Source organism: Nocardia sp. CC227C (assembly GCF_030767025.1).
Taxonomy (GTDB): Bacteria; Actinomycetota; Actinomycetes; order Mycobacteriales; family Mycobacteriaceae; genus Nocardia.
Genome location: NZ_JASITE010000006.1, coordinates 411,870 through 422,480, shown reverse-complemented (window position 1 = coordinate 422,480; position 10,611 = coordinate 411,870). Strand labels below are relative to the sequence as shown.

The 10,611-nt window shown below is 70.2% G+C and carries 10 protein-coding genes; 4 read left to right on the top strand and 6 right to left on the bottom strand.

What is annotated here, in order from left to right; translation table 11 throughout:
- Positions 1-379 (bottom strand): hypothetical protein (locus QMO76_RS15445; protein WP_306361976.1); only part of this gene is annotated, 379 nt, incomplete at its 3' end.
- 290 nt (positions 380-669) lie between these two features.
- Positions 670-888 (bottom strand): hypothetical protein, encoded by a 219-nt coding sequence (locus QMO76_RS15440; RefSeq protein WP_306361975.1) that lies wholly within the window; start codon positions 886-888, stop codon positions 670-672.
- A gap of 943 nt (positions 889-1,831) precedes the next feature.
- Here QMO76_RS15440 and QMO76_RS15435 point away from each other — a divergent pair.
- Both QMO76_RS15435 and QMO76_RS15430 read left to right on the top strand, forming a co-directional pair.
- Positions 1,832-4,045 carry a hypothetical protein gene (locus QMO76_RS15435; protein WP_306361974.1) on the top strand — a complete coding sequence of 738 codons (2,214 nt, stop codon included), beginning with the start codon at positions 1,832-1,834 and terminating at the stop codon, positions 4,043-4,045.
- Between the two features lie 22 nt (positions 4,046-4,067).
- Positions 4,068-4,436 (top strand): ArsC/Spx/MgsR family protein, encoded by a 369-nt coding sequence (locus QMO76_RS15430; protein ID WP_306361973.1) that lies wholly within the window; start codon positions 4,068-4,070, stop codon positions 4,434-4,436.
- Positions 4,437-4,439: 3 nt separating this feature from the next.
- Here QMO76_RS15430 and QMO76_RS15425 read toward each other — a convergent pair whose 3' ends face one another.
- The 3 genes from QMO76_RS15425 to QMO76_RS15415 form a co-directional block, all read right to left on the bottom strand.
- On the bottom strand, positions 4,440-6,209 hold the full coding sequence (locus QMO76_RS15425; RefSeq protein ID WP_306361972.1) for an FAD-dependent oxidoreductase: 1,770 nt from the start codon (positions 6,207-6,209) through the stop codon (positions 4,440-4,442).
- Positions 6,206-7,105, bottom strand: a complete 900-nt coding sequence (locus QMO76_RS15420) for a diiron oxygenase (RefSeq protein WP_306361971.1) — start codon at positions 7,103-7,105, stop codon at positions 6,206-6,208. Before QMO76_RS15420 ends, QMO76_RS15425 begins: the two co-directional genes overlap by 4 nt.
- Positions 7,106-7,268: 163 nt before the next feature.
- Complete coding sequence (locus tag QMO76_RS15415) at positions 7,269-7,721, bottom strand: nitroreductase/quinone reductase family protein (protein ID WP_306361970.1); 453 nt, start codon at positions 7,719-7,721, stop codon at positions 7,269-7,271.
- 144 nt (positions 7,722-7,865) lie between these two features.
- On the opposite strand from QMO76_RS15415, the gene QMO76_RS15410 reads away from it, so the two are divergent.
- Both QMO76_RS15410 and QMO76_RS15405 read left to right on the top strand, forming a co-directional pair.
- Positions 7,866-8,558: a TetR/AcrR family transcriptional regulator gene (locus QMO76_RS15410; protein WP_306361969.1), complete on the top strand. Its 693-nt coding sequence runs from the start codon at positions 7,866-7,868 to the stop codon at positions 8,556-8,558.
- 51 nt (positions 8,559-8,609) lie between these two features.
- Complete coding sequence (locus tag QMO76_RS15405) at positions 8,610-9,326, top strand: TetR/AcrR family transcriptional regulator (RefSeq protein ID WP_306361967.1); 717 nt, start codon at positions 8,610-8,612, stop codon at positions 9,324-9,326.
- A 29-nt stretch (positions 9,327-9,355) separates the two neighbouring features.
- Here QMO76_RS15405 and QMO76_RS15400 read toward each other — a convergent pair whose 3' ends face one another.
- Positions 9,356-10,567, bottom strand: coding sequence for a cation:proton antiporter (locus QMO76_RS15400; protein ID WP_306361966.1), 1,212 nt, complete (start codon positions 10,565-10,567; stop codon positions 9,356-9,358).
- Positions 10,568-10,611 lie beyond the last annotated feature (44 nt).

Here is a 10,611-nt window from a genome sequence, read left to right as displayed (position 1 = left end):
TATCGACAACCTCACCCTGGTGTGTGATCGCTGTCATGCTCAGATCCCCGAGGATGTCGAGCATCCGACCGGGTGGGCCACCCTCGGACGCGCCACCGGCATCGGTAGTGGCCGGTATCCCGGTCGGGTGGTGTGGTTGCCGCCGACCCGGATCGATCCGGCGCGGGCTCCTCGGGTGAACCTGCATCACCACCCCGAACAATGGCTCACCCACCCCGACCATCACGGCCCGGATCGTCACGGCCATACCGATCATCGCGGCTGTGGCGACCCTGGGCACGACCGTGACCGCGCGGACGATAGTGCGCGCAGTGCGCATCGCGATCGCACGACGCCGCCGTATCGCGCACAGCGGCCGGGTCCGGTCCGAGGCGATCACTTACGCCAGTAGACCGCCACCCCGAAACGGCCATTTCGAGAACGCAACCCCAGCCAGTCCGTGGGCTGGGGTAGACGCGCGCGGCACCCAACCCGGCGTCAGCGAAAGCCAGGTAAGCCACCCAACGCCACCACACCTATTTCTTGAATCTCTGCGGCGACACCCGGCGACATGCGCCTGCACCCCGAGCACCAGCTGACCAACACCTAACCCGGATCAGCCCATAACCGCATTTCGACCCGTCCCACTCACGATCTGCTCAGGACGAGGCGTCCACCACTGAGACGGAATCAGACATCCTCCACCGACTCCGGCTCTACATCGACAACCTCACCCATATGACCGAGCAACTCGCGAGTATCGCGCGCATCGTTCTCGAGCTCGGCGACCTGCTCGACCGTGAGCGGCCAGCCATCGTCGCCGACCGGCCAGATGCCGTCGTCGCGGTGCTGGTAGGAGATCGGTCCGCCCTCGCGTTCATTGCCGCGTTCCGCCTCTTCTCCGCTCATGCGCCGCTCCCCGCGCAACGGGCTCGGTGGGCTACGAACCTCCCGGTGGCGGCGAGCGCATCCCACGCCACGGATTCGCCGCCGCGGCAACCGAGCTGGCGGTGTACCCGCATGGCCGATGTCGGGGCACTCTGACACCCGTGACCTGACCGGAGCGTCATCGCGCGATCACGCGATGAGATCGTGGCGACGGCATCAGGACGCGACGCGCCCGACGTACAGTCCCGCCCGACACGCTTTCCGGCGATCCGGCGTGCGGTATCCGCCGCGATGTCCGGCCGATCCCCGTGCCTACCCGACTCATACCCTCACGCTACGGCTGCGCTGGAGGTTCTCGGAGCGAATCCGTCAGGCGAAATCGTCGTCTTCGAGGATTTCCCCATGGTTCTCGTGAGCAGGGCCGGGCTAGGCTGCGGTCAGCGACTGGCACCGGCTCTCCGGCGTGTCGCCGAACGATATTCGCGGTATGTCACCGCATGCCGAGCAGCTCCGGCGCAGTGGATGCGTCGTGCCCGACGGCAGCTACGGTCCGAACCTGGTGTGCGCGGTTTGTCGCCTCGAGGTCGCGACCGAGCAGGGTGACTGCTGGCTCGTCCCTTCCCTGCGACTCGTTCCGGCAGCGGTGATCGTGCGTGGCAGGCGCGGGCTCACGACCCGACGGTATTCGCGTCGATTTCCGTACCAGGCCGTTCGGAGGTAGCGCGTCGGCCACCCGGATTCATCTTTTACGCAGCGGAAACAGGTTTGGGGTGAGGTGGGACGTGGTGGTGTCGGTGGGGATGCGGATACTGGATTCGTAGACCCAGCGAGTGTGGTTACGGCACAGGCGGGGACGGTGGGAGTGATGCCAATGGTGTTGGCACTGTGGGATTCCCCTCACCGGCCACGGCTGTCCGGGGCCGCGGCATACGATCCAGTGTTTGGATCATTCGGGAAGGCGATCATGGATCGAGAGGCGTTCGTCGCAGTGATGAACGAGGCGAGCGGCATGTTGGACCAGGGACAGGCGGTGGAGGCGCTGGAGCGGCTCACCGCGTTCGACGACTCGCTGCTGGACCAACCCGACCCGAAGGACTACGGCTGGATCGTGTCGTACCGGTTCCGGGCCGCCTTCGCCGCCGCGGATTTCGCGCAGGCGCTACGCATCGCGGAGAGCGGTCCCGCGCGGTTCGCGGCCGATATCCCGGCGGGGAGCATGGCGACCATGTACTCCATGGCCGTGGAGGCGGCGACGCAGCTGGACCGGGCCGACGTCGCGGTCACCATGGCGGACAAGTGCATCGCCATCCGACGCCAGCTCGGCGCGGAGAACGAGGTGCTGATGGCGGCCATGACCGCGTGCACCCTGCTCGGAGACATCGAAAGGCACGATCTCGCAACGCCGTACGCGGTGCTGCTGGTGCGCGAGGGCGAGGGGTTCGACGACTACCGCTCCTACGGGTACTACGCGCTGTGCGCCGCCGTGGAACACCAGGTCGGCGGGGACGTCTTCGACATCCTGTGGGCCGGGCGCGACTGGCTGACCGGGGTGGACAACGAATTCGCCCGGGAGGCACGCGAGTACCTCGACAGCGCGCCCGCCGTCAAGGACCGCATCGCCGGCGTGCACGGCACCGGGGAGCAGTTGCCCGCCGACCCGCCGTTCCCGGACGGCGTGGCAGCGCACGCGGCATCCGGTCCGGATCTGCCCACGCTCGGCGACGAGCCCGTCGGCTCCACGGACCCGGCCGCCCCGGGCCTCGATCCACTGGGTCTGCCGACCGCGGGCAGCGACGCCGCCGTCGAACACCCCGCACTGCCGAACCGTCGTGCCGCGGCGACGCCGTCGCCGGAACGGCACGCCGATGGGCTGGAGCCGTCATCGGGCCGACACGCCGAGACCGTACCCCGGGTGCCGCGACACGACGCCGACGCCTCCTTGCCACTGCCGGGCCGGGAGGCCGGGGCCGTGCCACCGCTGCCGGGCCTGAAGGCCGGGGATCCGACGCCGACGGCGTACCCGGAGACGCAGGCCCCACCGCCGCTACCGAGCCGCACCGCCGGGGGGCGACCAATGGAACGGGATGCCGGGGGGCTACCGCCACAGTCGGGGCGGGACAGCGGGGGGTTTTCGCTTGTGCCCGATACGGGCGACGGGGGCCTGCCGGGGCTGGACGGTGGGGTAGCGCCCGCGCCGATCGGCGACACCGCGGAGCCGGATATCTCCGGCCTGCCGCCACTGCCCGGACCGCGCAGGGCCGGGAAGTCACCCTTGGACGCCGAGTTCGCCCTACCGGGTGTCGATGAACCGACGGGATTGCCGCCGCTGCCCACCCGCGCCGAGCGTGCCGACGCCCCCGTCGCCGATACCGGTGCGCCCGATGTGATTCCGCCGTTCGGCCAGTTGGCCGGGTCCGCGGCGGATGTGTCGTTCGATGAATTCGCCGCGCCCGCGCAGGCATTCGGCGAACCGGTGCTGGAGCGGCCGTTCTCGGCGGATCAGCCGCCACCGGCCGCCCTGTCCACCCCGCTGCTCGACACGAATTACGCCGCGAACCCGGCCGCACCGGAGTCGTCGGCCGGACCCAAGCAGCCTCCGGCCGACCAGTGCGCGGGCGGGGAGACCGCCGACGCGCTGCTGGCGGCGGGCCGGGCGGGGTTGGCCGCCTCCGCGTTCCGCGCCCTGATCGACGACGCGCTGGAGGCCGGACAGCCCGATCCGCTCATTATGGCGAAGTCGGTGCTGGGGCTGCTGACCGCGCTCATCTTCGACGACCGGGTGGCGGAGGCGCACGCGGTGTGGACCGACAACAGCGGCCCGACCTATCTCGGCATCTGGGCGCTGGAGAACGGTCAGACCTCCGTCCACGACGCCGTCGCCTACGCGCTCATCGAGGCGTTCCTGCATTCGCTCGGCACCGGCGACCCGATCACCTCCGCGAACGCGGTCGACGCCCTGATGTCGCGCTGCCTCGAATTCGCCTTCGCGCAGGATCCCGACGCGATCGCCCCCATGCTCAACACCTGGCGTCGCCACATCCACGAGATCTTCGAGGGCACCCCGCCGCCGCCCGCCCTGGCCGCCGTGCAGCACGCCGAGCAGCGCTGGGGTCATCCGGTCCCGCCCGGCCCGCTGTACTGGATGCGACCCTATCGCTGGGTGGTGGACTGGCTGTGAGCACCGGTTAGGCTCGGATCCCATGGCAGCCGAACAGACCGAGATCTGGCACAACCCGCAGTGCTCGAAGAGCCGGGCGGCGAAGGCGGCGCTCGACGCCGCCGGCGGTGACTACGTGGAGCGTCGCTACCTCGACGATCCGCCCACCGCGGCGGAGATCCGCGCGGTGCTGGACAGACTCGGCCTCGAGCCGTGGGACATCACCCGCACCACCGAGTCGCGGGCGAAGGAGCTCGGCGTTTCGACCTGGGGCCGCACCCTCGCCGACCGCGATCGCTGGATCACCGCTCTGGCCGAGCATCCGCGGCTGATCCAGCGCCCGATCGTGCTGACCGCCGACGGTCGCGCCGTCGTCGCCCGCGACGAGGAATCGCTCGCCGCGCTGCGCTGACGTTCAGAGGTGGTCGGCGGCCACCGGTTCCAGCGGGAACGGCGGCTCTCCCGTTCCCGCGATGCGGAGATTGCCCCACGGATCGCGTTCCTCGAGCCGGGCGGGGACCGGTTCGCGCCCGGGCAGCGCCAGATACACCCGCGCCCGACCGGGATCGGGCAGGTCCGCGTCCGGGGTGGCGGTGATCCGCCCGTACCAGTGATACCGCCCGTCGATCGGATCCGGATATCCGCCGAGGGTGACGGTCACCGGCAGTTCCAGCCCGGGTGCGTCCAGCACGGCGGGACCCGAATACGCGTGCGCCGGTTCGCGTTCGGCGGGCACGGTGAGATCGAAATGCCCGGGTTTCGGGTGGCGCAGCGTACGCCAGTAGGACACGCTCGACCCCGGCCACGCCGCCCGGTTGACCCCGTGCTCGTCGAGGTACCAGCTGTCGCAGCCGCCCGCATTCCACACGGTGCCCGCCAGTTTCGCCTGGATTCTGCGGTTGAATTCGTGCTGCGTCCCGGCCCGCACCTCCACCCGCGTGGTGCCGGTGCGCCGCGCCAGCTCCAGGCACTGCCGAATGTAGCGGGCCTGCGCCTCGATCATGAACACGATGGACTGGTTGCCGCCGCCGGAATTCGGCCCCATGACCAGAAAGAGATTGGGGAAGCCGTGCACGGCGACCCCGAGGAACGCCTCCATCCCACCGCGCCAGACATCGCGCAGGGACCGGCCGTTCGCGCCCACCACGTGCTGCCCGGCGAACCGGTCGGCGACCTGGAATCCGGTGCCGTAGACGATGGCGTCGAACTCCCGGTGCGCGCCGTCGGCGGTGGTGATGCCGGTGTGGTCGATCCGCTCGATGGACTCGGTCACCAGTTCGACATTGTCGCGCTGGAGCGCCGGATAGTAGTCGTCCGACACCAGAATCCGCTTGCAGCCCAAGCGGTACGCGGGGGTGAGCCGCCGCCGCAGCTCGGGATCGCGCACCTGGCGGCGCAGGTGCCCGCGCGCCAGGAACTCGAACCGCCGCATCACCTCCGGCCGCAGGAAGCCCACGATCGACGACTCGTAGCCCCAGTAGGTGACCCACCGGTACAGCCGCTGGGTGCCGGGCACCAGCCGGAACATCCGCCGCTCCCACGCCGACAGCGCCCGGTCCGGTTTCGGGATCACCCAGTGCGGCGTGCGCTGGAACACCGATACCCGCGCGGCGTCGCGCGCGATCTGGGGCACGAACTGCACCGCACTGGCCCCGGTGCCGATCACCGCGATGCGCCGCCCGGCGGGATCGAAGTCGTGATCCCAGCGTGCGGAATGAAAACTCGTGCCGCCGAAGGTGTCCCGCCCCGGGATGTCGGGAACGGCGGGCACGTGCAGCGGCCCGGCCGCCAGTACCACGAACCGTGGCCGGAACCGCGTGCCGTCGGCGAGGCGCACCTCCCAGCGGTCGGCGTCGTCGTCGAAGTCCAGGGTCGTCACCTCGGAGCGCAACCACACTCGCTCCCGCAGCCCGAACCGGTCCACGGTGCGCCGCAGGTAGTCGAGGATCTCGTGCTGGCGCGCGAACAGCCGCGTCCACTCCCGATTCGGTGCGTAGGAGAACGAGTAGAGCAGCGACATGACATCGCAGGCGCAACCGGGATAGGTGTTCTCCCACCAGGTTCCGCCGACCTCGGCCGACTTCTCCAGGATGACGAAGTCCTCGAATCCGGCCCGCCGCAGTTCGATGGCGGTGCCGATGCCCCCGAAACCCGCGCCGACGATGACGATTTCGGGTTCGCTCATGCCATCAGCCCCCGGCGTCGCCAGATCGCCTTGCCGACCGGGCCGATCAGCCCGTGCTTGTCCAGGAATCCGGCGAGGTTCGCCGCGCCCGCGCCGAGTGTTCGCTTGGCGTAAGGGTTCTCGCGGGCGATCCGCCGGGCGGCACGCCCGTCGAGACCGGCGCGTTCGTACATGTGCCGATTGGTGAGCAGGTAGACGAACAGCGGCGCGGCCACCGCGACACAGAGTCGGGTGTAGGCGAGTTCGGCCTTCGACATGGTCGCGGCTCGCCGTACCAGCGCGTCGCGGGCGAATCCGATATGCCGGGCCTCCTCGGTGACGTGCACCCGCATGGCCCGCGCCACCAGCGGTTGCAGTTCGGGATCGTCGAGGGTTCGCCGCTGTACGGCGTCGAAGATCTCCTCGCCGACCAGCGCGCCCACCCATACCATGGACCCCCGCAGGAACAGCTGCAATCCGGAGATCACCACCCGCCCACCGGCGTTCGGCCAGTACGGGCGCGCCTCGACGCGGTCGATGAGCTTGCCGAACATCATCATGTGGCGGCATTCGTCACCCATCTCGGTGAGGGTGTAGTGCGAATGCCGGGAGGTGGGGTCGCCGTTCATGAGTTCGCGCAGCAGCAGCCGGTTCAGCAGGTTCTCGAACCAGATCCCCACCGACAGCACGTTGGCGAGCTCTTGGCGGGAGAGTTCGCGGCGCTGTGCCGGGCTGAGCGCATCCCAGAGTTCGGTGCCGTAGAGCGACACCACCTCGGGTGGCAGGAAGAATCTCTCGGGGTCGAGCGGGGCGTCCCAATCCAGGTCCACCACCGGGTCGTAGGACTTCTTCGCCGATCCGTTCAGCAGCCGCTGCGCGAAGGAATCGTGGGGGAGAAGTGCGGCCTCATTGCCCATGACAGCTCTCCGAACTCGAAGTTTCCGATACAAGCCGTTACATACACAGATTAGTGAGACATGATGTATCGGTCAACGTGCCCGCGGCTATCGTGACGGCTCCGCGATGGGCGGCATCGAATGCGGCCACCCCGGCGCGGCGGATCGCAGCGCCGCCGCCGGGTCAGGATTCGATCCGGAAGACCGGGAAACCCGGTGCGATGGCGGCCAATTCGGCATCGGTGGCGTCCTTGGTGACGCCGTCGAAGAAGCGGCCGACCTCCCAGCCCCACTTCTCCAGGTACAGGCGCAGCACCGGGATCTTGTCGGCATCGGCGACCTCGGTGGCGGTGAAGGGCTCCGCCTTGCGTCCGAGCCGCAGTTCGCCGCTGCCCGCTGCCCGCAGATTGCGCACCCACTGGGTCCGCCCGCGCGGTGCGATCAGGTAGCGCGAGCCGTCGGGGGTGGTCAGGGGGTTGACGGTGGCGGTGCGCCATTCGCCGCTGGTGCGGCCGCGCACGGCCAGCAGGCGTGATCCGGCCACGCTGATGCCGAGCTTGCTCAGTCGGGTGGTGAGCCGGTTCACGAGCGGGTCGAGTCCGGAGGGGGCGATGTGGCGCTTGGCGATGTCGTTCATGGCCGGTCCCTGTCTGCGTGTGAAACATCTGGGTTCGAGAGCGGCGCTCTCTGATGTGATCAGTGTGCACGCAAGGTCCGCACGATGTCAAGAGCAGTGCTCTCGAAACAATTCGGCGCTCCGAAACGTGGCACACTGTTACGCATGAGTGCACCCAGGACCGCCCGCGCCCGGGCCCGCGCCGAGATCACCCGCGAGATCACCGACGCCGCCCGCCGCCAACTGGCCGCATCCGGCGCCGCCGCGCTGTCGCTGCGCGGTATCGCCCGCGAACTGGGCATGGTGTCATCGGCGCTGTACCGGTACTTCCCGAGCCGCGACGATCTGCTCACCGCCCTGCTCATCGAGGCGTACGACGCCATCGGCGCGAGCGTCGAGACCGCGGTGGCGCGGGCGGACACCCCACGCGCGCAGTGGTGTGCGGCCGCCCACGCGGTACGGGACTGGGGGCGCGCGCATCCGCACGAATACGCCCTGCTCTACGGTTCCCCGGTGCCCGGGTACGCGGCCCCGCAGACCACCGTCGGCCCGGCCGCGCGGGTGCCGCTCGCGTTGCTCGGCATTGTCGAGCGGGCTTGGGCGGCGGGCACTCTCGCGGTTCCCGACGAGAACCTCGACCCGCCGCTGGCCGAACAGACGCGTGCCCTCGCCGCCCGGTTCACCCCCGGAGTGCCCGAACCCGCGCTGGCCCGGGTGGTGGTGGCCTGGACGCAGCTGTTCGGCGCGGTGAGCTTCGAACTCAACGGCCAGCTGGTCGGGAGTATGGACCCGGCGGCGGCGTTCTTCGATTACGCGGTGCGGACCATGGCCGATCTGCTCGGCCTCCGTGCGGGGTGATGTGTGAGACAGGCCGTCTCGGGCAGTGTGCCGGCGCGCTAAGGTGAGTTGATGACCAAGACCGGCGCGAACGACAGCTCCCGCGCGGCGGACGGCCGCAGCACCCGCTGGAACGGTCACAAGGCCCGCCGCCGCGCGGATATGCTCGACGCCGCCCTCGCCGTGATCGCCGAGCACGGCGTCGAGATCTCGGTGCAGCAGATCGCCGACCGGCTGCACGTGCCGCGCCCGGTGGTGTACCGGCACTTCGACGGCCGCGCCGACCTCGACGAACAGATCCGCCGCCACATTCTGGAATCGCTGCTCGCCGAACTGCTTCCGCGCCTGCGCCCGGACGGCACCCTGCGCGACGCCGTGCGCGGCGCGGTCGGTACCTATGTGGGCTGGGTCGAGCGGCACCGGAACCTGCACCGCTTCCTCATCGCCGCCGACACCGCCGGTGACGCGTCACGGGCCATGGCCGGTGCCCGCGACCGCATCGGCGGACAACTCGCCGACCTGTTCGCCACCACGCTCACCCGCTGGGGGATCGACACGAATCGCGCGCGCCCCACGGCCTTCGGGATCATCGGCTTCGTGGACGGCGTGGTGAACAGCTGGCGCGCCGACCCCGCCTCCACCCTGACCTCCGAACAGGTCGAGGGCATCCTCACCGAATCGGTGCTGGCGCTGCTGGAGGGCAATGCCCGCAGCCTGGACGTGCCGCTGACCCGCGACAGCCTGGTCGCCGACCTGATCTCGCGCGCCGAAGCCCAGCACGCGAGCTGAGACGCGGGAGCGGTCGGCCGCGATCCATCTCAGTCGGCCGCGACCGGCCGCCGACCCACCATCCGGGCCGCCAGCGGGAACAGCAGCACCGTGGCCGCGCCCGCCGCCACCAGCAGCGACGCCAGTTCGTCGGCCATCAGGCCGGCCGCGGTGGCGACCTCGGTCACGGCGACGATGATGGGCAGACCGGTCGCCGAGTACAGCGCCAGCTGCGCGCGCTCCCGGCCGGTGGTGAGATTGCCGCCGTGGTCGAACCAGCGCTCGGCCAGCCATACCGGCCCGCCGCGCGCCACCGCGATCGACACCACGAACAGCGCCCAGTGCAGCGGCTTCCCGACAATGGCGGCCGGGTCGATCCCCATCCCGGACACCACGAAGAACACCGGGATCAGGAAGCCGAAACCCAAGGTGTTCAACTGGTTTTCGAGCCGGGGGTCGGCCTCGCGCACCAGTGTGCGCAGGATCATGCCCGCCGCGAACGCGCCCAGCACCACATCCAGGTCGAACACCTCGGCGATGGCCATGAGGGTGAACAGCAGCAACAGCACCGTGCGCACCGGCAGCTGCACGGTGCCGCCGCCGAGTTCGACCAGCAGCCCGCGCAGGTCCGGGATGCGGGCCAGCAGTCGCCGCGGCACCGCCGCCACCAGCGCGGCGGCGATGGCGAACAGCACCAGCACCACCACCGCCGCCAGCGGGCTGCGGCTGGACAGCAGCAGCGACATCGCCAGAATCGGTCCCAGCTCGCCGACCGCGCCGTGCCGCAGCACGGCCTTTCCCAGCGCGGAGTCCAGCAGGCCCGCCTGCTTCAGGATCGGCAGCAGCGTGCCCAGCGCGGTGGAGGTCATGGCGATGGCGACGGCCACATGCGCGGTGAAACCGAACTCGGGGGCCGCCAGGGTCACCACCAGGGTCGCCAGCACCAGGCTGGCCGCCCAGGTGAGCCAGGCCGCCGGTCCGGACCGGCCGCGCAGCACCTGCGGGTCGAGTTCGTAGCCCGCCAGCAGGAACAGCATGCCCAATCCGAGCTGGCTCACGAGGTCGACCCCGCCCGCGGTCCCGGCCCAGTCGAGCACGTGCGGCCCGATCAGGACGCCGAAACCCAGCAGCAGCACCACATCCGGCACATAGCCGCGGGCCAGCCGGGCGAGCACCGTGGCGAGCACGGTGACCAGCGCGATCTGCAACAGCGACAGAATGGCCGACCGGGTGGGGTCCGCGGCCGCGGCGAGTACCGACATGCCGTCATCCTGCCCGCCCCCGACGGCCGCTCAGGACAAGGACA

What these genes read in the sequence shown, in the direction of transcription:
- QMO76_RS15440 (WP_306361975.1), bottom strand. Translation starts at nt 888, where the DNA reads ATGAGCGGAGAAGAGGCGGAACGCGGCAATGAACGCGAGGGCGGACCG.
- QMO76_RS15435 (WP_306361974.1), top strand. Translation starts at nt 1,832, where the DNA reads ATGGATCGAGAGGCGTTCGTCGCAGTGATGAACGAGGCGAGCGGCATG.
- QMO76_RS15430 (WP_306361973.1), top strand. Translation starts at nt 4,068, where the DNA reads ATGGCAGCCGAACAGACCGAGATCTGGCACAACCCGCAGTGCTCGAAG.
- QMO76_RS15425 (WP_306361972.1), bottom strand. Translation starts at nt 6,209, where the DNA reads ATGAGCGAACCCGAAATCGTCATCGTCGGCGCGGGTTTCGGGGGCATC.
- QMO76_RS15420 (WP_306361971.1), bottom strand. Translation starts at nt 7,105, where the DNA reads ATGGGCAATGAGGCCGCACTTCTCCCCCACGATTCCTTCGCGCAGCGG.
- QMO76_RS15415 (WP_306361970.1), bottom strand. Translation starts at nt 7,721, where the DNA reads ATGAACGACATCGCCAAGCGCCACATCGCCCCCTCCGGACTCGACCCG.
- QMO76_RS15410 (WP_306361969.1), top strand. Translation starts at nt 7,866, where the DNA reads ATGAGTGCACCCAGGACCGCCCGCGCCCGGGCCCGCGCCGAGATCACC.
- QMO76_RS15405 (WP_306361967.1), top strand. Translation starts at nt 8,610, where the DNA reads ATGACCAAGACCGGCGCGAACGACAGCTCCCGCGCGGCGGACGGCCGC.
- QMO76_RS15400 (WP_306361966.1), bottom strand. Translation starts at nt 10,567, where the DNA reads ATGTCGGTACTCGCCGCGGCCGCGGACCCCACCCGGTCGGCCATTCTG.